The sequence below is a fragment of the Vagococcus fluvialis bH819 genome (assembly GCF_900163795.1).
Taxonomy (GTDB): Bacteria; Bacillota; Bacilli; order Lactobacillales; family Vagococcaceae; genus Vagococcus; species Vagococcus fluvialis_A.
The window spans coordinates 110,753-134,260 of sequence record NZ_FWFD01000013.1 but is presented as its reverse complement, the minus strand read 5'-3'; the positions used below and the strand labels follow the sequence as shown (position 1 = coordinate 134,260).

At 30.5% G+C, this 23,508-nt stretch carries 18 protein-coding genes; 2 read left to right on the top strand and 16 right to left on the bottom strand.

Annotated elements, in window-relative coordinates; translation table 11 throughout:
- Positions 1-322: 322 nt before the first annotated feature.
- The 12 genes from FM121_RS08875 to FM121_RS08820 all read right to left on the bottom strand — a co-directional run bounded on the left by FM121_RS08875 (position 323) and on the right by FM121_RS08820 (position 14,783).
- The gene (locus FM121_RS08875; protein ID WP_086951802.1) at positions 323-1,729 is read right to left on the bottom strand and encodes a hypothetical protein; all 1,407 of its coding nucleotides are present in this window, start codon (positions 1,727-1,729) and stop codon (positions 323-325) included.
- The gene (locus FM121_RS08870) at positions 1,722-2,246 is read right to left on the bottom strand and encodes an RNA polymerase sigma factor (protein WP_179203840.1); all 525 of its coding nucleotides are present in this window, start codon (positions 2,244-2,246) and stop codon (positions 1,722-1,724) included. The genes FM121_RS08875 and FM121_RS08870 overlap by 8 nt, the downstream gene beginning before the upstream one ends.
- Before the next feature lie 233 nt (positions 2,247-2,479).
- Entirely contained in the window at positions 2,480-3,232 is a 753-nt protein-coding gene (locus FM121_RS08865) for an NAD-dependent epimerase/dehydratase family protein (RefSeq protein ID WP_179203839.1), read from the bottom strand.
- Between the two features lie 19 nt (positions 3,233-3,251).
- Positions 3,252-4,619 (bottom strand): sensor histidine kinase, encoded by a 1,368-nt coding sequence (locus FM121_RS08860; protein WP_086951799.1) that lies wholly within the window; start codon positions 4,617-4,619, stop codon positions 3,252-3,254.
- On the bottom strand, positions 4,619-5,263 hold the full coding sequence (locus tag FM121_RS08855) for a response regulator transcription factor (RefSeq protein ID WP_086951798.1): 645 nt from the start codon (positions 5,261-5,263) through the stop codon (positions 4,619-4,621). Before FM121_RS08855 ends, FM121_RS08860 begins: the two co-directional genes overlap by 1 nt.
- 12 nt (positions 5,264-5,275) lie before the next feature.
- Positions 5,276-6,136 carry a metallophosphoesterase gene (locus FM121_RS08850; RefSeq protein ID WP_256958437.1) on the bottom strand — a complete coding sequence of 287 codons (861 nt, stop codon included), beginning with the start codon at positions 6,134-6,136 and terminating at the stop codon, positions 5,276-5,278.
- Positions 6,137-6,309: 173 nt separating this feature from the next.
- Complete coding sequence (locus FM121_RS08845) at positions 6,310-7,356, bottom strand: UDP-N-acetylglucosamine--N-acetylmuramyl-(pentapeptide) pyrophosphoryl-undecaprenol N-acetylglucosamine transferase (RefSeq protein ID WP_086951797.1); 1,047 nt, start codon at positions 7,354-7,356, stop codon at positions 6,310-6,312.
- Between the two features lies 1 nt (position 7,357).
- The gene (locus tag FM121_RS08840; RefSeq protein WP_179203838.1) at positions 7,358-8,329 is read right to left on the bottom strand and encodes a polysaccharide biosynthesis protein; all 972 of its coding nucleotides are present in this window, start codon (positions 8,327-8,329) and stop codon (positions 7,358-7,360) included.
- 151 nt (positions 8,330-8,480) lie between these two features.
- Positions 8,481-9,683 carry an amidohydrolase gene (locus tag FM121_RS08835; RefSeq protein WP_086951795.1) on the bottom strand — a complete coding sequence of 401 codons (1,203 nt, stop codon included), beginning with the start codon at positions 9,681-9,683 and terminating at the stop codon, positions 8,481-8,483.
- A gap of 58 nt (positions 9,684-9,741) precedes the next feature.
- Entirely contained in the window at positions 9,742-11,001 is a 1,260-nt protein-coding gene (locus FM121_RS08830; protein ID WP_256958436.1) for an MFS transporter, read from the bottom strand.
- Between the two features lie 318 nt (positions 11,002-11,319).
- Positions 11,320-12,819: a hypothetical protein gene (locus FM121_RS08825; RefSeq protein ID WP_086951793.1), complete on the bottom strand. Its 1,500-nt coding sequence runs from the start codon at positions 12,817-12,819 to the stop codon at positions 11,320-11,322.
- Positions 12,820-12,836: 17 nt separating this feature from the next.
- Positions 12,837-14,783, bottom strand: a complete 1,947-nt coding sequence (locus FM121_RS08820; RefSeq protein ID WP_179203837.1) for an ABC transporter ATP-binding protein/permease — start codon at positions 14,781-14,783, stop codon at positions 12,837-12,839.
- 163 nt (positions 14,784-14,946) lie between these two features.
- Here FM121_RS08820 and FM121_RS08815 point away from each other — a divergent pair, with 163 nt between their 5' ends.
- Both FM121_RS08815 and FM121_RS08810 read left to right on the top strand, forming a co-directional pair.
- The gene (locus FM121_RS08815) at positions 14,947-15,606 is read left to right on the top strand and encodes a response regulator transcription factor (protein WP_086951791.1); all 660 of its coding nucleotides are present in this window, start codon (positions 14,947-14,949) and stop codon (positions 15,604-15,606) included.
- An 8-nt stretch (positions 15,607-15,614) separates the two neighbouring features.
- Positions 15,615-16,997 (top strand): HAMP domain-containing sensor histidine kinase, encoded by a 1,383-nt coding sequence (locus FM121_RS08810; protein WP_179203836.1) that lies wholly within the window; start codon positions 15,615-15,617, stop codon positions 16,995-16,997.
- A gap of 73 nt (positions 16,998-17,070) precedes the next feature.
- Here the strand turns inward: FM121_RS08810 and FM121_RS08805 are convergent, their stop codons facing one another.
- The 4 genes from FM121_RS08805 to FM121_RS08790 all read right to left on the bottom strand — a co-directional run bounded on the left by FM121_RS08805 (position 17,071) and on the right by FM121_RS08790 (position 23,443).
- The gene (locus tag FM121_RS08805; RefSeq protein WP_179203835.1) at positions 17,071-18,783 is read right to left on the bottom strand and encodes an acyltransferase family protein; all 1,713 of its coding nucleotides are present in this window, start codon (positions 18,781-18,783) and stop codon (positions 17,071-17,073) included.
- A 247-nt stretch (positions 18,784-19,030) separates the two neighbouring features.
- A complete protein-coding gene (locus FM121_RS08800; RefSeq protein WP_086951788.1) occupies positions 19,031-19,423 on the bottom strand; it encodes a RidA family protein in 393 nt (130 codons plus the stop codon).
- 270 nt (positions 19,424-19,693) lie between these two features.
- Positions 19,694-22,363 (bottom strand): cation-translocating P-type ATPase, encoded by a 2,670-nt coding sequence (locus tag FM121_RS08795; protein ID WP_086951787.1) that lies wholly within the window; start codon positions 22,361-22,363, stop codon positions 19,694-19,696.
- A gap of 261 nt (positions 22,364-22,624) precedes the next feature.
- Positions 22,625-23,443 (bottom strand): GNAT family N-acetyltransferase, encoded by an 819-nt coding sequence (locus FM121_RS08790; RefSeq protein WP_086951786.1) that lies wholly within the window; start codon positions 23,441-23,443, stop codon positions 22,625-22,627.
- Positions 23,444-23,508: the final 65 nt, after the last annotated feature.

The window sequence follows — 23,508 nt, the reverse complement described above, 5'->3', positions numbered from 1 at the left end:
AATCCCTAAAAAAGTTCAAAGATATTTTAATAAAAAAACATCTTTGAACTGATCAAAAAAATATTACGTCCATCATTATGAGCTCAATAATTAACAATAGAAAAATTTTCCTAATTATTTCTTTATGAATTTGAATAGACTCCATAAAATAATAGTCGGCAATAAAATAATGCTTAGAAAAATTAGAATAATTAGTAAGTCTCTATCTACAGAAATCATGAAAAAAGTACTCAGACAAATTAGTGCAACAAGTAGGTAATCATCATTTTCTTTAATAAAAGATAAAATAATTTTCATTTTTATCATCTCCTAAAATATTTCTTTACTGTCTTATATCCATCCAAATTCTATTGTCATCTAAGTTCATTGCATCATATTCATGGTCATACGGAACTATAGGTAAAAACATTTTATCTAGCTTGTCTTCATCCACAAAAAAGCCAAAGCGGTAAGTTATTGTTTCTTTAGGTTCTATAGTTAAAAATTCTTGTGACGAGCCTTTACCATCGTCAAAATAGTCAATGTTTAAAGTTTGAGATTGAGGCAGAAACATTTTATTTTTATCATCTATATAGTTCCATTTATTCATCTTTTCTTCAAAATAGACAATAGGTCCTGTCATATATAAATCTTTTATTGTTTTATTTGATAAATTAGTCACACTCGCTGTTAAGTAAATAAATTTAGGTTTAATTTCTTTTTCTTCTACGACTTTATTTAATTCGTCTACACCATCACCTAATTCATATACTGTTTGTTTATATTCATTTAACTGACCATTTTCATCTAGCATATTCAATGCTCTAACGTGTTCTAGAGATTCTGGATTAAACTGTTTTTGATCTAAAACACGCTTAATATTATCTAGCACTTCTATTTTATTTAATTTAAATGATAGTTTTTGTTTCTTTTGTTTATTATGATAAGTAATTTTTTCATCAGATAGATATAAATTTTTACTACTTTTTGGTAATCCCTTAACTAATTCTTCTTTTACTGAATTAGAATCTACTACTCTTTTTTCAAAATCACCTTCATCAAATATATAGTTACTTTCTTCTTTTGAGACTTCTTTCAGACTAGTACTCTCTAATATTTTTAATAATTCGTCATTTGTCATATTTTTAGAAACAGTTGCTTCGACTAAAATTTGTTCCTTGTCAAATACCATATAAACCGTTCGATTAAAATTACTAAATTCCTCATCAGCCTTTTTGAGAATAATACTTTTATGTCCAGATATATTTTTTTTCTCATAAGACTCAGTGAACAACTCTTGAAAATTAATCTCTTTACGAATTCTCCATAAATTAAAAATTATACTATCTTCATTTGCTTTATTTTTATACTTTAAATGGTTATCTTCTTGTATCATCTCTTTAGGGATAACTGGTAAACTCAATTGATAATATTTTTTTTCATTATTTTTCTCTACATTATTTTTTAAACTAATTGTTAGCTCATGTTTATTCTTATTAATTAACCATTCATACCAATTTTTCGCCCCATAGGCTGTGGTAGGAATAACTATAATAAATATGGCAGCTACCGCTATTTTGTGAGTGGACCATTCTGTAAAACGACCTTTTTTAGCTACTCTTTTTTTTAGTTTATTTTTTTTATGTTGGTATTTTATTGAAAACTGATGACTGTCTTGTACGTTATCAAATTCTTCTAAAGATAATTTTTCAGCAAATTCTTCTATTATTTTTTGATCATCTTTACTCACTTAAGTAACCTCCCATTACATTTTTTAGTTTTTCTTTTGCACGTTGGACTCTTTTTTTTATTGTTTCTTCTTTTTCATCTAAAATTAATGCTACTTCTTTTAATGTTAGTCCATAATAAACAACATAAATAAATGACTTCGCTGATTTTTTAGAAAGTAATGTTACTATTTCCTTAAATTGATCCTTCGTTATTAATTCCTCTAATTTTTCTTCAACATTTGATTCTGAATACTCTTCTACTTTTTGTTCTTTAAAATCATTAAAATATTTTATTTGTGTTTTATTTTTTCTATACATATCAATTGCCTTATTTTTTGATATTCTTAAAATAAATTTTTTCAAATCGATTGCTTCAAAATTAATTATTTTATCAATACAGATATACAATTCTTCAAATACATCTTGAGTAGCATCCTCTGATTGTTCTTCATTATGTAAAATTGAAAAAGCAACTTGATATATTTTTTGTTCGTACTCTTCATAGAGACGCTCAAAAAACAACCTTTTTTTCTTCATATGACACATCCTTTCGTTGCTCTATACTCTATATAACGTTTCAGCATCTGTTTTAGGGACATTTTTTTGAAATAAAAAAAGAAGAGGCTGACTAAAAAATGTCAGCCTCTTCTCGATAATTTATTAGGATATGGTGGAAATATTAAAACAATTTATCCAAAAAAGTTATTAACTACATATGATCTAATTCTTCAAAAAATGAAACAAAATCTAGAAAATATGATGTGATCTTATTAATCTCTAAATTGATAATTTGCTAATTTAAACGCATCAAATTTTGGAGAATAATTAAGTTCTTCTCGCGCTTTTGTGATATCTAAGCGTTTGTAAGTATTATCTGAAATACAATTATAAACACCGTATTTTTTACCAACTGTATTATTCAGTAAGCAATCTATCATATGATTAAAATCTTCTGGATCAAGATACGCACTCAAATCTCTGCGATTTAAACTTTGATTTGTTCTTTTAATTTCATCATATGCACCTATTCTTAAAGCAAAAACAGTTAATCCTTTTTGATGAACATAATAGTGACTTAGCTGCTCTAAATAAGTTTTAGAAACACCATACAAATTTTTAGGAGCAGTTAACATGTTTTCATTTGTTTGAACATCAACAGGATGCCCTTCATTTACTTGAGCACTGGATGCCACAATAACTTTTGTTTTTTTATTACCCACAAGCGATTTCAAAACATGATAACTACCCTTTATATTCAAATCTAGTAAGTCCTCAAATGCGCTATCTGGATGTGGAATACCGCCTAAATGAATCACCCAATCCACAGTATCATCTATTAAAGACAAACAGCTTTCCTGATTAGTAATATCTAATTTTTTGATTTCAATATTTTCAGTTTGAGAAAACATTTCTGTTAAGGGCATTAAGTTAATATCTGTAGCAATCACTTCATGTTGTCGTGCTAAATAGCTCGTTAAATTTAAACCAATATTTCCGCTTGCTCCTGTTATTAAAATTTTCATTTTTTTCATCCTCTCAGTATTATCTAATAATTAATCTAAAGGTAATTTTATTTCCCTCAAGTTTAACATTAATCTCAAAACCTAACTGATCCACCATTTTTTTGACTTGGTATAATCCTAGCCCTGTTCCAGATAGTTCCTTACTTCTTGACTGTTCCCCTACATAGTACGGAGTCCAAATACGTTTTAAATCTAAATCAGTATTTGCTACTTCATTAGAAATCTCAAAAATAACATTATTTTTAATTTGAACTAAATTTATGCTTATTTCATCTTTTGAAGTATATTTTATACTATTAGAAATCAAATTAGAAAGAATTGAATTTAGCCATTCTTCATTACTATTAATCATAATATTTTTTTCTAAGTCACTCACCAAAGTAATTTGACGCTCATTCATTAAAAAGAGATGTTCTTTCACTACTCTATTAATTTGTTCTGAAAAATTAAAATTGATTTTCTCAATCGTCATTTTTTCAACTTTTGAAATTAGTAATATTTTTTCAATCATCGTATTCATCTCTGTACTTTGATCAATGATCGTCTCAACAAACGTCCCATCATCTAAATTATCTTTTATCCCCTCAGAGTATAATTTAATTAAAGATACTGGTGTTTTTAAATCATGAGCGACATTATTCAAAAGATCTTCCATTTGCTGTTTCTTTTCTGTTAATTCTTCCTGATAAGAAACAACATCTTGTCCCATTTTGTTTAAAGTATTGGCAACCTCTTCTAATTCATCTTTTGTTTCTATGTTTAATGCTATAAAATGACCATTTCCCATATTTTTAGCAAATTGTTCAAATTCATTTAAAGGTTTAATTATTCTTCTAACTAAAATAATAATAAATATCATAGATAGTACCAGCATAATACCAATGGTTATCGCAAAAAAAGTATTCACAATACTAAAAGAATCTTCAATATTCGGAACAATCATGGCAATGGCGTATATTTCTTCATCTAGAGAAAGATACTTAACTAGCACGCTGTAGTTTAATTTCTCTTGTTCATATAACCTAATGCGATCAATCCCACTAATAACATCCTCATAATCTTGATCCCATAACCATAATTTTTTAAAGCCAATACCTTTTTTATTAAATAAGTCTCTTATCTCATTATTAACTTTTTCGTTATCATCATCTTTTACTGTTTCGACAATAATCACTTTTTCATCATTTTCGATTGTTTGAATGGCCTCTGCTACATTAGTTTTTGCTATTTTAGAAACAAATTCATCAGATACCTCATTCAATTCATTTTTTTTCTGATTAACGTAATACTTCGCAACATAGTTTTTATTAATTAAAACAGCTGATAATCCTGTAATTATTAAAATCAGACCAATTCCAATCATAAATTTTTTCGAGAGTTTAGTCATTATTTTTCACCCATCAGATAACCAATCCCTACCTTAGTTGCTATATAATGATTCCCAATTTTTTGGCGAAGTCTTTTCACATGAGTATCAACAGTTCGTATATCCCCTTCATAATTCATTCCCCAAACATTTGCTAATAATTGCTCTCGACTTAGGATAATATTTTTATTTTGCATAAAATAATAAAGTAGATTATATTCTTTTTTAGTCAGACTAATGAGGTCACTGGTTACTTTAACTTCATGAGTTTCAGGATTTAGTGTTAGTTGATCAAAAGCTAATATTTTTTCTGATTTAATCATTTTTTTAATTCTAACTAAGAGAACCGCTATATCAAAAGGTTTCGAGATGTAATCATCTGCTCCAGCTACCAAACCACGCAATTCATCTGTGGATGAATTTTTTGCTGTTAACATGATAATTTTTACTGGTAAATTCATTTGTCTAATCTCTCGACATAATGTTACACCATCCATCTTCGGCATCATCCAATCTAGAATAACTAAATCAAATTCTTCTTCAGTTACAAAACCGAGACCTTCTTCTCCATTAGAAGCCACTCTCACCTCATAGCCTTCATTTTCCAAGTATATTTTTAATATTTTTTGCATTTGCTTATCATCTTCGGCTAGTAAAATCTTCATTTTATTTCACTCCTAAATTCCTATTCTGAATAAAGTTATTTCTGGAGTCACACCAAATCTTGCAGAAATATGTGTCGTACCAATGCCAGAATTAACATAAATTTTACGGTCATCTTCTTTTTCTAAATCATAAAAACCACTACGATAATCTTTAGAATGAGAATGAAAAGACAATCCCGTTTCATTAATTGACGGGATAAACGGAATATTTATTTGCCCTCCATGGCTATGTCCTGATAAAATTATATCGTAATCTTCTACTGAATAATTCTTTACATAATCCGGTTCATGGGTTAAAAAAACTGAATAATCTGCGGTTATTTTTTCTTGTCCTAGTTCAGTACTTGGATTTCCCAATAACATATCATCAATTCCCGTAAAGGCGATACTTTTATCATTATTTGTTGTATATATTTCTGTTTGATTTGATAATAACATAAATCCAGCTTCTTGGACGATTCTAGTGTAATGCTGCCCCGCTCCGCCACCATAATCACGATTTCCCCAAATAGCAATTTTTCCATAATTAGCCTTTATTTTACTCAATTCATTAATAATATTCTGATCATCATGATAAATCGAATAATTATCATAGAGATCACCTGTAAACACTACAAAATCAGGATTTTGTTGATTTATTTTTTCGACTACTTTTGATAAATTCTTAAAAGTAAACTCTTCTTTAATATGGACGTCTGAAAATTGCACAATTCTTACCTCTGTATCCGAATCTTTATTTTTAACTGAAATATACTCTTTCACTTTTAATTGGTACGGTTCTATCTTGACTGCATAAAAGACAAGTAAACCAAATAGTCCAATCAAAAATATGATGACAAAAATACTTATTTTTAATAAATTCATTTTTTTCATTTTTCATTTCCTCCGAAATTATTATCTTAATAAGAGTATAATTTTCACCTGTGACATTCATGTGACAACTTAATTTAATTTGTACACATTAAAGTCAAAAGAAAAAAATAAGCTGTAACATTTGCCTATTTCAAATTATTATATCTGAGTAAACGAATGCACAGCCTATTTTCCTAATGTTTGTTTTTAATAAAAGTAGCCTGATTTTCAATTCTTCTAAGAACTTCTTCCTTATTAATTAGATAACTCGAATTTACTTTTTGCTCTTGTAATTCTAATAGAGCATTCAACAATTCGTCTTGTTGGATATTACTATTTTCTAAAATAATCGCATTCCCATTTTTTTTTGCAAACAAAGCATTTAGCATTTGCTCTCCTCTGCTTTGAGATACTGTTAAAGGAATACAAATCATTTTTTTCCCTAATAAAAGGCATTCTGAAACAACATTTGAACCAGATCTCGTCATAACAATATCCGCTTGATTATAGTAATACCTCATATCATCTATAAATTCGATTTGTTGATAACACGATGTATTTTTAATTTGCTCTCTTTTTTTACCTTTACCCGTTGCATGAATGACTGTATATTCTTTTGTTAGTTGCTCTAAATTTTTCCAAATCAGCTTATTTATTTGTTCTGCTCCCTGACTTCCACCTAATACTAAACAAACTGGTTTAACTTTAGATATAGCTTCCTCATTTTCTTCTTTTTCAAACAATTCAGGTCTAATAATCATACCATCATAATGACAAGGAATTTCATAGATACTAGTATCCGTTTCTGGAAAAGTTAAAAATAACTCGGACGCAAAGGGTATACACAATTTATTAGCCAATCCAATACTATAATCTGTTTCTCTGATAACGACTGGAATTCTTCTAAAATAAGCTGCCCAGACTACTGGAACTGATACATAGCCACCTGATGAATAAACCAAATCAGCTTTTTCTTTTTTTAGTAAAAAGTAAACTTGAAAAAAACCAAATATGATATTAAATAAATCTGTTACATTTTTCAAACTAAAATAACGTCTAAGTTTTCCTGATTTAATAGGAAAATAAGTCACCTGATCCAGCTTTTCAATCATCTGTTTTTCGATACCATTAATTGAACCAACATAGCTTGCTTCCATTCCCTTTTTTTGTATATAAGGAATCAAAATACTATTAACCATCGCATGTCCTGCTGTTCCACCACCTGTAAAAATCACTTTCATCCTAAATGCCTGCTACTTCTAAAAATTGAGCAGTTTGGTCGTAAGTCAATATATATTCATTAGATGTACAGTGAACACTATCTAAAGCTTTAACAACTTTATTAGCTTGCCAGCTATGGGCATCATCTTTTAAAATAACATACAGTTCTTCCGAAAATTCAAACAAATTTTGACGTTCATTTTCGGAAATTATTTGTTCACTAATTTTTTCTCCAGGACGTAAGCCAATAATAGAAATATTTGAGTTAGATAAATGTTTTTTTGTTAATAAGTACTTTGCAATATACTCAATTTTTACAGATGGCATCTTTGGTATAAATATTTCATTGCCAGCTGCTTTTTCAGCAATTTCAATTAGCATTTTAGCGGCCGTTTCAATACTAACAAAAAAACGATTCATTTTATCATCTGTCAAAGTTACCTGACTTGTTTCTGAAATTTGCTGATTAAAAATCGGGATAACACTGCCCGCACTATTTAATAGATTACCACCTCTAAAAACAATAAATTTAGTAGCTGTTTGTTGCTCATTTGCTGATAATATCAGTTTTTCACCCATCAATTTTGATGTACCATACGTACAATCTGGATTAACTGCCTTATCTGTGGATGAAAAAATAACTTTTTGGACATTATTTTCAATCGCAGCATCTATCACATGCTTAGTTCCTAAAATATTAGTAGCAATTACCTCATTTGGCATTTTCTCACATATTGGGACATGCTTTAAAGCAGCTAAATGAAAAACAAGATCTATTCCTCGAGATGCTTTAGAAATAGCTTCCTTATCTCTAATATCGCCAATGACCATTTTTATTTTACTAGATTCAAATTGCTGGATCATGGAAAACATCCTAAATTCATTTCTAGCAAATACCTTAATACTTGAAACTTCTTTGTTTAGTAACTCTTTGATTAAGCCTTTTCCAAAAGAACCAGTTCCACCAATTATTAATATATTTTTGTTATTCATATTTTTTTCCTCCATTATTGTCTTTTCTTAATTACAAATGAAGTGTAAAAAAACAATGTGACAAAAACGTGACAAGTTATTAAAAATCCATAAATAAAAAAGGCTGTTATGACAAAATTAAGTCATAACAACCTTTTTTACTATTAACTAATTAGTTATCAACACCATTAAATAAATAATGTAATGCTGCATTCCCCATAACTTGGGCAGAAATCAATAAACATTCTTCATCTATGACAAATTTTGGATGATGATGTGGATAGAAATCATTTCCTTTTTTAGTTGCTCCTATAAAAATAAAGCTACTTGGTTTTTCCTCTGCATAATAAGCAAAATCTTCAGAAGGTGTTAGCTGATCACAGCGGAATACTTCCGTTACTCTATCAAAATTAGCCTCTCTGGTTGCTCTTGCTATCATTTCTGTTAGTGCTGAATCATTAACCAACACTGGATAATCATGGACATAGTCTAATTCATATGTTATTCCAAATGCATCACAAATTCCTGCAAGTAATTTCTTAAATTCACGATCTACTAATTCACGAGAATCTTCTGTCATTATTCTAACGTCCCCAACAAGTTCAACTGTATCTTTAATCACATTAGCTGATCCTTTACCATCAAATGAACCAATTGTGACAGCAACCATATCAAATGGGTTAACTCGACGACTAACAATCGTTTGAAGAGCTGTTACAAATTGTGAAGCAGCAACAATCGTATCATTGGCGTCATGGGGCATAGATCCGTGCCCACTTTTTCCATGTAGAACTACTTTAAAGGTTGTTCTGCCACTCATGACTTCACCTTCTCGGTATGCAACTTTTCCAGTCTCAAATGACGTAAGAACATGTGCCCCGATAACATGGTCATAACCTTCTAGACAACCAGCTTTCACCATTCCTAAAGCGCCGCCTGGTGGTGTCTCTTCTGCTGGTTGATGAATAATTCTCACTCGACCTGGTAACTCATTCTTTAGCTCTATCAACGTATCCGCCAATACTAACATATATGCTGTATGAGCATCATGACCACACGCATGCATCACGCCTGGATTTTTTGAAGCAAATGATACCTCGGCTTCTTCTTGAATTGGAAGAGCATCAAAATCAGCACGAATCGCTAAGCTTGGACCAGGCATACCACCTTGAATATCAACTAATATACCGTAACCATCACCAAAATTTGTTTGAACAACACAATCTTTTCCACGATAAAAATCAGCAATATATTGAGCTGTCTTTTCCTCTTGGAAAGATAATTCTGGGTACTCATGCATGTGACGACGTAACTTGATAATTTCATCTTCTCTTTCTGATAATCGTTTGCTTAATTTTTTTTGTAATTCGTTCATGATTTATTTCTCCTTTCAAATTTGTGAGACCAACCTTATTACTTTTTTAACCTACCTTTTAGCAATATTTTCTGGATTGTAGATAAGATCCTATCCAACTCAGTAAAGTTCCTACTGTTAAAACTAATAATAAAATCCAAGCAACTTGATAAGATCCTGATTTGTCATAAATTGAAGCAACTAATAGTGAGCCAACCGACATACCTACTTGCATAGCACTACTTACATATCCATAAACTTCTCCGTATTGTTCTGTACTAAAAATAGATGAAGTTACTAATGGTGGAGAAACAGATCCAATACCTATTCCTAATCCGAATGTGATTGCTAAAGCATAAAGAGCAATCTGATTTTCACCAAATAACATAAACATAAATGCTAACCCAAATGTTAAACAGCCAAAAATTGAACTGGCAATAACACCCCATTTATCATTAACCCAACCTAAAATTAATTTGCCGGCAATACCAATCAATGAATATAATGAAATAATTGTGGCCGCAATTGCAGGTGATTGTAACCCTTCAAGAGCTGGTGGAAATTGCCCTAGTGCACCACTATTGATAATACCGTTAAGAATCATTCCGACAAGTAACAAAATAAAAAATGGTTTTTTAAAAATAGCTTTCGTTTCTAATTTTATGGTCGTTACTTTGTGGACTACTTTTCCTTCATCTGGTTTTTCTTCTGATCCATAAGCTACTAAGCCCATATCTTCTGGTTTCTTTTTAAAAACGAACAGCGAAACAGGTAAAGACACCACTAATAAAATAATTCCCATAATCATATATGTTTTACGCCAACCGTAGTTACTGATCCATAATGTGATAAGTGGGCTAAAAATAAAACCACCTAAGCCGATTCCGGCCATTGCAATACTCATAGCCAACCCTCTTTTTTTCACAAACCAATTGGTTATCATAATGCTAATTGGAATAATCGTTGCACATAGATAACAAATCCCAATAATAAAAGAAAGTAAGTATAAATGAATTGGGCTTTTGGCTAACCCATAAGAGGCATAACATATAGAAAATACAATAATAGCAATACTCTGAATTGATTTTAGATTTCCTTTACTTATTTTTTTGGCAATAAAGGGAGATAAAAATATTCCCATTGCTTGTAAAATAGTATTACTTAAAGTAAACGCACTTCTACTAATCCCCATATCTTCCGTCACAGGAATTAAAAATTTATTCGCCATTGCAACAACACTTGGCACAAGTGTGCTAGTAATTAAAACTGCACCTGCTACAATCCACCAACCATAAAATATTTTGTTCTTTTTCATCATTTCCCCTCGCATTCTCTTCATTAAATCCGCCAGCAACATTGATAAATTATTCTGGAAAGTGACTAAAATTTAGACATTATGAAACTGACATTACAATTACATTGTAACCGTTTTCTTTTAATTAATAAAGGTTTTCATGTGATAAAAGTTTTTTTGTCTATTTTAATCACCTAAATTTCAACTATTTTAACTTTATGTATAAAATTTTTTCTATACTTAGATATGCGGCAAGTTATAATTATATTGCTTAAAAATTATTGTAGGTATACATCAACGTTAAGTATTAATAATAAAAATTTTTAGCGGTTATAGTTACCTACAATAATATTATCCTATTTATTAATTCAATTTTAGTATGTCTCGATCTTTCTTAAAGGTTTGATCAAATACTTGGACATCTTTTGATTGGATACTTACTTTATCACCTTTAATTTCTACATCTTTTTTAGGTACCATTAGATAGTTAACTTCTTTGTCGCCCTCCATTGTTTTAATCAATTCAGATTGAGTTAACTTTAAGCGATTTTCACCTAATTTTACCTCTCTTGATATGGTTTCGATGGTAGCATCGTTTTCTTTAAATTTATAATTCACAGAACCAGTATGCATTTCAAAACCTAATTGTTCATCTGTGATCCGAACTTTCACTTTTACATAATCAGGGCTTTTTACTTTTTCATCTACACCCTCTACTTGTTGTTTTAATTGATTGTTTTGTGCTGTAAATTGTTCTTTTATACCTGCTGACAGTTTTTCGTTACCTTTATTTTCTTCAACACCATATTTTTCATAAAGGTACTTAACGGGATTTTGATTATCATCTTGAATTTCTTTCATCTGATTCAGTTGTAAAACATTAGCATAAGCTAACTCTCCAACCGCATAATATTCCATGTCTTCCATCCCCATTTGAATCATCTCGTCACTTACTCGATTATCTTTTAATATATTACTAATCGTTTCATCGTTAATGGACTTTTCATCATTTGCTTTTTCAGAAGTTGTGGCTATTCCTCTAGCTTCTGAATAAGCTGGTTGACCTTCTATTCGATCATATACTGCTTTTTTCTCATTTTCTGGGTTAGCTTCTAAATATTTTTTATAAAAATAGTTTCCTTTTTTTATATTAGAAACTCTTTCTTCTTCTGTTTTAGCTTTTACAGCTTCTCTATAATAAAATGTTTGTTGCGCTCTATAAATTCTTTCTTCATAAGGAATCGGATAAGTTAGTGCACGTTTTACTCCGTTTGCTGTACTCTCTAAAGAAGCTAAAGATTCACCTTTTTCAAGTTTTGGCTGCAAGTATTTATGAATAGATTCGTGTAGAATAGTCTGAACCAACACATTTACTTTTTTCTCCTTATTTCCTTCTAGCATAAACATTTGAGAATCAATATTTAAAAAATAAGTTTTTTTACCATTAAATTCTGTCTCCCCAAAGGCACCGGTCATAATATCTTTATTAGTAATAGTATCTGTTGAATACTCTACAACATCGTCTTTTTTTCCGTATTTTTCATCTTGACTATTCACTAAATAAGCAGTTTTACCTATGTTACTTACAATTAAAATTTGTTTATCTTTCATATTAAATTTTGGATGAATTTTTTCACTGTTATCAATCATTATTTTTTTTGATTTTTTAGCAATATCTGGCATTAACGATACAACTTCTTCTCTAGTAGGTGGTTGCTGTTGACCTGTTACTTTGTTATCTTCTGTTGCTACCTGTTCTGTTTGACTTGTTTTTGTTTCTTCTTTCTTAGGTTTAGACTGGCAAGCTGCCATATTTCCTAGAATCACCGCTGATAGTGTCATTAAGACTAATTTCTTCTTCATTTTTATTTTCCTCTTTTCTAATTTCTTCTAAGTAAATCAATTGGTAATAGATTGGCTGCTTTAGTTGCTGGAATGAAGCTTGCTAGTACACTGACAGTCACACCAAAAACAATCGCTGCACTACATGTAATAATACTTGGTTCAAAAACTGGGTAGTTCATCATTTTAATAACTAATGGATTAATTAAAAACTTAAGAATAACTGAAAGAACAACACCTGAAACAGAAGCTAGCGTTCCAATAAATAAAGCTTCAGATAAAAATAATTTTTTAATATCTTGTTTTGTTGCACCTACTGAGATAAATAGTCCAATCTCCCGTCTTCTTTCTAAGACACTAATGAATAAAATAATCCCAATCATGATCGCTGAAATAATTAAAATTAAAATCGCAGCGATTAACACGATCGTATTTAAATTTTTAAAGACAGTGGTTAATTCTTTTAAAACATCTGATGGTCTCGTTACTTTATAATCCTTTTTAAACGCATCATAAACTGACTCAACTGCTTCTTTATTTTTTACATATACACTCATGTTATCCGTTGGAATATCTGCTTCTTTACCTAAGAAGCGTGAGCGTTTGACAATTTCTTTATGCGTATCGTAAGGAATATAAGCAAAATCTTCTCCGACTAACGCTTTCTCAGTAATCCCCGTCACTTTAAAATCCTGATTATCCCATCTTGATGGATATTGATTCACTTCATCTTTGGCTAGAAATTTCAAATTGATCTTTTGACCTATTAAGGAGTTTGCTGATTTATCTTTGGCTAGTTTTTTTGCCATACTCATCGGTAAAACGATCTCTTTTTTGCCATCCTCAGGTAATTTACCAGTTGTCACACTAGGTTTTGCAAACTTATCTTGGTATTCTTTTGGTACGATGGATTTTACATTGAACTCAGAATCTTTACCTAATTCATTTGATTTAGCGTCTTTTGCTGTCATCGTGTATTCATCTTGGGCTAAAACCACATTTTTATTTTGCTTTAACTTAAAAATATCCTCAGAACTGATTTCATCATTTTTAGTAATAACAATTTTCTTTTCATCTACAATTTTTGTATTGATGTAATCCACGTAAGATTTCAAACCATTATTCAAGCCAAAAGCAATCGATAATGATGCTATCCCAATAATTAAACCAATACTAACTAGTAAATATCGCCAACGATTTTCACGCATTTTTTGAGCGGTTAATTTAAAAATCATTTTCTTTTCGAAAGAACGTTTATGTGATTTACCTTTAATTGTCGCCTCATCAACAACTGTAGGCAAATTTTCAGTGTGCTCTATTTTGATAACATCGCCATCAACGAGCGTCACGACTGCCGTTGCCATATGAGCATACTCTTCATCATGGGTAACTACGATAACAAGTTTTCCTGATTGAGATATCTGTTTTAATAAATTCATAATTTCAACAGATGTTTCACTGTCTAGCGCTCCAGTTGGTTCATCAGCAATTAAGATATCTGGTTCTTTAACTAATGCTCTTGCAATCGATACACGTTGCTTTTGCCCCCCTGATAATTCAGACGGTTTGTGATCAGCATGTTTAGTCAAACCAACTTTGTAAAGAATATCGTTCACTAAAGTATCTTTCTCTGTTTGAGGAATACTCGCTTCCATTGCTAAACCAATTTTGACATTCTCAAAAACACTTAAATGATCTAATAATTGGAAGTCTTGAAAAACAAAACCGATTTTATCTTTGCGATAATCAGCCATCTCAATACCTGAAAATTGAGATATATTTTTCCCGTCCAATAAAACCTCACCAGATGTTGGTTGGTCAAATCCTGCTAAAATATTTAGCAATGTTGATTTTCCTGATCCTGATTTCCCCAAAATACAGATAAATTCTCCTGCATTAAAGGTTAAGTTAATTCCTTTCAAAGCTTGTAGTGGTTGTGCATGTTGTGGGTTGTATATTTTGGCTATATTTTTTATTTCAAGCATGTCTTGTCGTCCTCTCAATTTGTTGATAGGACTATCATATAAAACGCATCTCTGTATCATGTATGTTGCATCTGTTTTTTATCTGTTTTTTTGAAAAATAGAAAATTAGTACATACATTTTTGATACAATAAGAATGAAAAGAAACAGAATAGGAGTTTTATTATGGTTCATATTTTATTAGTAGAAGATGAAGAAATGTTAAGTGAGATTGTATCTGAGTTTTTGGTAGATGCTGGCTTTGAAGTGACTATTGCTATAGATGGTGAAGAGGGATTAAATAAATTTAATGAACAAATAATAGATTTAGTCTTACTTGATATTATGCTTCCAAAGATTAGTGGCTTAGATGTTCTAAAAAAGATCCGAAAGTTAAGTAATGTTCCGATTATCATGATGACTGCTTTAGATGATGAATACACACAACTTGCTAGCTTTAATCAAGAAATCGATGATTATATTACGAAACCTTTTTCACCATCCATTCTAGTTAAACGAATTGAGACAGTTCTTAGAAGATGTCAACAAGTCACTGAAACAAAAGATTTAGGTGATTTGTTTATTTCATATGAAAACTATCAAGTATCCTATCAAGGTCATCTCATTGATTTAACTAAAAAAGAATTTGAAATTTTAGCTTGTCTAACTAAACGACCAAATATAGTGATTCCACGTGGCCAAATTATTTATATTGTTTGGGGATATCAAGATAATTTAGACAATCGCCTTTTAGATAATCACTTTAAAAATATCCGAAAAAAAATCCCCGAAATTAACATTCAGACAGTAACTGGCATTGGATATAAGTTAGAGGTGCCTTTATGAGAATATGGATGAAAAATTTCTTTTATACATCAGTTATTATTGCAATTGTATCTCTTGTTACTCTGCTGACTCTGTATTTATGGATGCCAAGTTACTATGAAAATAAGCTGAAATCAGAAGCTACTGTAAAAACAGAAGAATTAATTCAGTCTTTTGAACATAATTCCTTAAAAGAAATTAAGCGTAAAATTGAAACATCTATAGATTTTAACTATACTTATAAATTACTAGATCAGCAAGGAAAATTAATGACTGAATCTTTCCCTAATACTAGTACTTTTTTCTTATATGATAACCAAAAGAACCCAGAAGATTTAACGAATGAATTTACAGAAAAAGACATAACATCCATTTTCCCTGGTTTAATTACTCAAAAAAAGATATTTAAAGATAAAGATGGTAATTATTACACTTTAATTACTGAAATTTACTCTCAACCTATTTCAGATGCAAAAATGATTTTGCTAGATTTAGCTCCGTATATCATTGGGATTGCTTTAACATTGGGGATGATTGCGGCACTTTTCTACTCTAAGTTATCGACTAAACGAATTCGATCCGTTTCTGATACCACTCGAAAAATGCTTGATTTTGATCAAGATGTTGTGTGTCAGATTAATGGTCATGATGAAATAAGTGATCTTGCCAATGACATTAACGCTTTAAATGATACCTTGAAACAAGCCATTTATTCGTTGGAAGGAGAAATTTCTAAAAGAAAAGAATTAGAGAAAAATAAAGCTTATTTCGTTCAGAGTGCCGCTCATGAATTAAAAACACCTGTTGCAATCATGGCCGGTCTGGTTGAAGGTATGCGTTTAAATATTGGTAAATACCAAGATCACAAAACCTACTTACATAAGTGTCAGGAATTATTAGAACAGCAAACTTCATTAATAAGAGAAATAACTTCTGCTTATGAGATATCTGAAAATATGCGAAAAAAACATACCCTAAAAAAAATTCAAATTAACGAAATAATCCAAGCACTTATAACACCCTATGAGCTATTAACTGATCAACATAAAAAACGTTTCTTACTTAATCTTTCAGATATACCTATTTTGGCTGATCAAGAAGATTTAACTCGAATTCTATCTAATATTATAAGTAATGCTTATCGTTATTCAAATGATTCCAGCTCTATCAGTATTACTTACCATGAAAAAATCATCTCTGTTGAGAATAAATGCCCACCTTTGACATCAGAGGTTCTTTCTAAAATATTTGAGCCATTTTTCCGCCCGGATTTTTCTCGTAATAGAAACGATGGTGGCTCGGGTTTAGGTCTGTTTTTTGTTAAACAACTCGCTGATTTTCATGACTATCAGCTACGATTCGAATCAAACAAAGAAAATAATGGTATGATATTTGAAATTAAATTGAAATAAAAAAGGCCCTAATATAAGTATATATACTTGTATTAGCAGCCTTTTAATCATAATTATTATCGTATAAACATCATTACTTCTCTATTACTTCTTTCAGTAGCTGTGTATACTCCTCTTGTCCTTTAAGCGTTAAATGAATCCCATCTTCTTCTAATAAACCGTCGTTAGGGTGCTGATTAACATATATATCCCAATCAAATATACTGATGTTCTTATTATTTTTATCATACTCTTTCAATAGATTATTACTAGGTACTTTCCAGGCCAACTCAACAGCTGTTGTTATAAAGATGATCTGCTTATTATCTAATTCTTTGACGATTTGATCAAATTCGTTTTTTCGAACTAAGCCATTATTTCCCACACCAATAATAACTATTTCATACTGAGTTAAATCTGTTTCTTCCAGATCTGTGACAATCTCATAAGGTTGTTTGCCCACTCGAGCTTTGATTGCTATATTTTTACCATTAAAAATTTCACTAATTTTTTCTTCTGCTCCTAACATAACAGAATCGCCTAAAAATAATAAATTATTTACTTCTTTTTTGGATTCGACTTTTTCTGTTGTAGAAAATTGAGTGGTTTCTTTGGTTACTATTTCCCGATTTTTTTCCTTAACTACTTCTTTTTCTGTAGAATTTGTAATTGTTTTTAGTTGTGTTTCTTTTAAGTTATTTAGCATAAAGTTGCTAGTAACAACTACCATTCCAACTAAAAATAAACATTCTAGGGCAATGATTAATTTAAAATTATTTTTTTTCCCTCTTTTTCCAACCATGTATTGAGACAGATAGTAAGTAAAATTACTCAAAACTAAAATAATCAATAATTGCAAACTGATATGAAACACTGGTAAGCTACCATCCCACTTAGCATATTTCTGATATAGAGCCAAAACAGGATAATACCATAAAAAGATGTCATAACTTCTAATTCCAATAAATTCAAAAAATTTGTTGGATAATAATTGATCTATTTTCGGCTGTGAGACGACTGCCCAGATTACAAGTGAACCTAATAAACTAAAAATAAACATGCCTATTAGGTAGGTTGACGCTTTATAATCCGAAATAAGTACAAAACACCCCAGCATAAGAATAATAGTAATTATACTCCTAGAAAAAGTTCTTTTTAAGTCAAAATTAAAATATAAAATACTCACTAATGACCCCATACTAAAAGAAAAAAATCTTGCTGTAAATAAATAATAAACGGTTGAATTTCCTTTAAATAAAAAGACAGACATCATAATTAACCATGATAATAAAGTGGCAATAACCAAGAATTCCCTAAGACGAGTCACACCATTTTTTTTATTAACTAAATATTGAACAATAAATGGCATCATTAAATAAAATTGTAATTCCACTGATAGAGACCATAAATGTTTTAATAAATTAAGATCTTTAAATTGTTCAAAATAAGAAACTTTATTACTTAATTGCCAAAGATTATTTACTCCTAGTAAAGAACTTCCCGCTTCCATCAGATACTTATAATCTTTTTCGATCAGGATAGCTATTAGTCCTACTATAATTATCATTACCAAAAGCGAAGGATAAATTCTTTTGATTCTTTTTAAGTAGAAACTTTTATAGTTGACACAATTAGACTTTGTTTTTTCTTCAATTAAAGGTGCTGTTATTAAAAAACCTGAAATTGAAAAAAATAATGGTACTCCTAAGAAGCCCCCTCTAAAAATATCAGGTAATAAATGATATAAAATAACACCAATTATCGCAATTGTCCGTAAACCGTCTAAACCATGATAATATTTTTTCAACTGTATTTCCTTCCTAACTACATTGCTTTTGTTACTAGTAATATATAAGAATACTATTTCAAAAAAATTGTAACCCTTTTGATAATATACCAAAACAAAAATAATGGCAATAAAACAGCTAATAAGATTGTTATTATAATCATATTATTAAAATTAAATTAGTATTCACTATTTATAATATAAACAATAAAAAAATCTCGCCAAAAATTAGATTTTCCACTAATTTCTGACGAGATATTTACATTTGCTATTCTGGTTTTGCTGCAAAAATTTCTATTTCAATTTTTATTTCAGGTAATCCTAATGCTGAAACATAAGCAATTGTCATAGACGGATTAACTACAAAAAAATGTTGCCAAATTGCATAAAAATGATCCCAATTAATTTCTTCAACAGACCACACATTCACTTTTGTAATATTTTTTTCTGTCAAATTTTCCGAAGCCAGTACTTTTTCAATATTTTTAAAAGTATTCTCAACTTGTTTCTGATGACTTAGGGGGATTTCTCCATTTGAATCAATTCCTATTTGGCCAGAAAATGTGTACAAAGTGCTATTTGGAGGAATCACTGTCACATGACTATAATCTCCGACAGGTGTTGGTACCGTTTTGGGGTTTTTACGAATAATTTGATTCATTTTATTTTCCTCTATTCTTTTTAGTCTAACTTTCGATAAATTTTATCAAGTGACCTCTTCACCTGAAGTTAGACAATTTTAGAAGAAAACAGCAGTTTGATAACCAATGCCTAAAGGCAAATAAGATAATATTCTTTTTTTCATTGGCTACTTCCTCCTTCTTTTCAAACACAATAACAAATTTATAACTTTTTGTAAATAAAATCATCTTTATTTTTAATCTATTAAAAATAAAAAAAAGTTGGCTTATCACCAACTTTTTTCTTCTAACTATCCTATTTTCTTTTTACTTAATGTTTTTTTCTGAAGACCAACAATGACTAACTTAGTAATTTCCATCATAGCTGTTGCAATGATAGCTAGTCCTATTGATATGGCAATATCATTCATTGAGAATGATGATGGTAACGAAAACACTTGGCGAACGCCTGGTATTAATGTCACACTATATAATACTGTACAGACTAGAATTGATACCATTACCATTTTATTAGAGAATAAGCCAGCTTTTAGCGCTGTCTCACTATTTGATCTTGCTGGTAGAGTTTGTAGTGTTCGGCTCCAAATTAATGTTGAAAATGCCATTGCAACACCTAATTCTGGTGATTCTTTCATACCTAACCATTGAGCAAAGATAACCACAATGGCAATAATTACGCCACGATAAGTGACAGATGTTAATGTTTTTCCTGTAAAGATCCCTTCCTTAGGGTTGCGAGGGGAGCGTTTCATGATAGTTGGTTCTGCTTTTTCCATACCTAATGCAATAGCAGGTAAAGAATCATTCACCAAATTAATAAATAATAATTGTAATGCCGTAAAGGGATTAGTCCAATCCATCACCAAAGCAAATAGGATTGCAATAATTGCGCCTAAGTTACCTGAAAAAAGATAGGAAATTGCTTTTTGAATGTTATCAAAAACGTTACGACCAACTTTGACTGCACTAATAATTGAAGCAAAGTTATCATCTGTTAAAATCAAAGCAGAAGCATCTTTTGCTACGTCCGTTCCTGTTCCCATCGCAATACCGATATCTGCTTGTTTTAATGCTGGTGCATCATTAACACCATCACCAGTCATTGCCGATACATGACCTTTAGCCTGCCACGCTTTAACAATACGGATTTTATTTTCTGGAGAAACACGTGCATAAACTGAAATTTTTTCTAATTTACCCATTAGCTCATCTTCAGATAAAATATCCAGTTCTGTTCCTGTTAATGCTAAGTCATTTTGTTCAGAGATACCAATTTCACGAGCAATTGCAACCGCTGTTGTCTTGTGATCTCCGGTAATCATAACCGTTTTAATTCCAGCGTTTTTAGCTTCACGGACTGCTTGAGTTACTGTTTCTCTAGGAGGATCAATCATTGCCATTAGTCCAACAAAAATCAAATCATTTTCATCTTCTAAAGCTAATTCTCTGTTTTCTAAAGGTTTATAAGCAAATGCTAACACACGTAATGCTCGATTTGAGAAAGCTTCATTCTGTTCTTGTATTTTAGTTAATATATCTTCTGTTAACGGAACTATTTCATTGTTTAACATAATTTTTGAACTACGCTCTAATACAATGTCAGGTCCACCTTTTGTTAACAATAAATAATCAGTATCAATTAAATGCAATGTTGACATTAACTTGCGATCTGAATCAAAAGGTAATTCTTGAAGACGTGGATAATTTTGTCTTACTTCACGATATGGTTGATTTAATTTTTCGCTATAATCTAGAAAGGCAATCTCTGTTGGGTCACCTAGTTTCTGATTATCATCATTAATCGTTGCGTCATTAGCAAGTAAGCTAATTTCAATTAATCGTTTGAATGAACTAGTCCATTTTTGGTGATCAGTCAATTCAACCTTAACTTGTTCTATTGGTAAATAAAAATCAACAATTGTCATTTTATTTTGAGTTAATGTTCCTGTTTTATCTGTACAGACCACACTTGCTGAACCTAGTGTTTCTACAGCCGGCAATTTACGAATGATGGCATGTTGACTGGCCATTTGCTTAGTTCCGATGGATAAAACAATGGTTACAATTGATTGAAGAGCTTCTGGAATTGCAGCAACAGCAACAGCAACAGCAAACATAAAAGCATTTAAAAAGTCAGCTGTCATATCTCCTGAGCCACCATTTATCATAATCCTAACCACTTGAACACCTAAAATAACCAACGATAACACTAAAATTGCTAGGCTTAATTTTTTACTAAAACTATCTAAACCTCTTTGAAGTGGTGTTTTTTGATCCACAGTACTTTCTAACAATGTAGCAACTTGTCCAATTTCGGTATCATTTCCGATGTCAGTAACAAGGTATAAACCACGACCGTAAGTCACTATCGTTCCACTAAAAACCATATTGTTACGATCCCCAATCGGAACTATTTCTGAAATGATATCTAAATTCTTTTCAGCTGGTACTGACTCACCTGTTAGCATCCCCTCATCTACTTTTAAAGAGCCTGCTTCGAGTAAACGACCATCCGCAGGAACATAATCACCTGCCTCTAAAATAACCACATCTCCAACTACGATTTCTTTGGCAGGAATGCTCATTTCTTTTCCATTACGAATTACCTTTGCGTCTGGTGCTGATAAGCTTTTTAAAGCATCTAGAGAGCCTTCTGCTTTCTTTGTTTGAATGACACTCACAACAGAATTCATTAAAAGAACAGCAAAGATTACTAATGATTCTATATAAGAACCCATGATCATTTGGATAACTGCAACAACTAACAATACAATAACCATAGCATCCTTAAATGTTTCTAAAAATAACGCAAAACTTGTTTTTTTAGGTGCTTCCTTTAATTGATTATAACCATTTTTTTCTAATCTATCTTTAGCTTCTTGATAAGATAATCCTTCTTTCTGAGATCTAACTCCTATCATTATTTCCTCGGTACTTTCTTGGTATACTTTTTTTCCCAATCAATATCCTTCCCTTTCTCTTTTTCTTAGAGGATTACCAAAAAAAAAGAGACTTAAGACAAGTGTTTTACTTGTCTTAAGTCTCACCATTTCATCTAATACCAGAAAACATTTCTGTTAACTTACTGTTGACATTAGCGCAGCTACCTATTAGTCTAGCCACCGGTTACTCCCCTAAGAGTTTTAATATTGTAGAACAATAGTAACAAATTATTTTATATTTAGCAACTATTTTATTTTAATTTTTTTTGAAACATAAAATCAGGATATCTTTTCTGATAAAATTTTCTCCATTTGGTATCGTTCCATCATAACTTCAAATCCTTGTTCTTTGATTAAATTTACTTCGTAAGAATCAGTATGTAAATTTAAAGCCTTAAAATATTTTATTTCAAAAGTTTGCTTTAAAGCAATTAAAACTTCTTTAAAACGTTTTGTCTCCAATAATGTTAACTGATAAATAATAACCATATCAGCAGCAACATCAAAATCACAGACAATTTCACCTACAATTCCTTGGTTTTTAGCTTCAATTTGAAATACTTGATGCTCATGATTTCTTCTATTTTGCCAAGGAATTGTTACATGATCATTTATCAGTTGATTTTCTACTTGCTTAAAAAATAATCGGTTATTATCACCGGTTGGCAACTCACCTTCAAACACAGATACTTTTCTTTTAGCTTGATATCCATTGCGTTCATACAACTTTAAAGCTCCTATATTTTCAGTAATCACTTCCAGAGTAATAGTAGAGACACCAGAATTTTTGGCAATATTTTCAACTTGATTAAGTAATAAAACACCTATGCCATTTTTTCTGAAATTGGGATGTACCGCTAATCCACCTACCCAAGCAATTTTTTGATTTTTTATTATTTTTTCACCGTAAAGAGTAATTCCTGCTGGTTTGTTATTTTCATACATAATGAAAGAAGAATCTTCACAAAGTTGTAAATGTTTCAAGCGATTATCTAGCTGTTCCTCAGTCATACTCATTGACGTTTGATAGCCAGAAAAACTTTCATTCCAAATTTTCGTCCTCTCTTTTGAAGATACTTGTTTATATGATTTTATCATTTATATCCCTTCTTTCATTTTATCTTTTCTAACAAAGTCGAATTTTAACATGATTGCTTTATTTT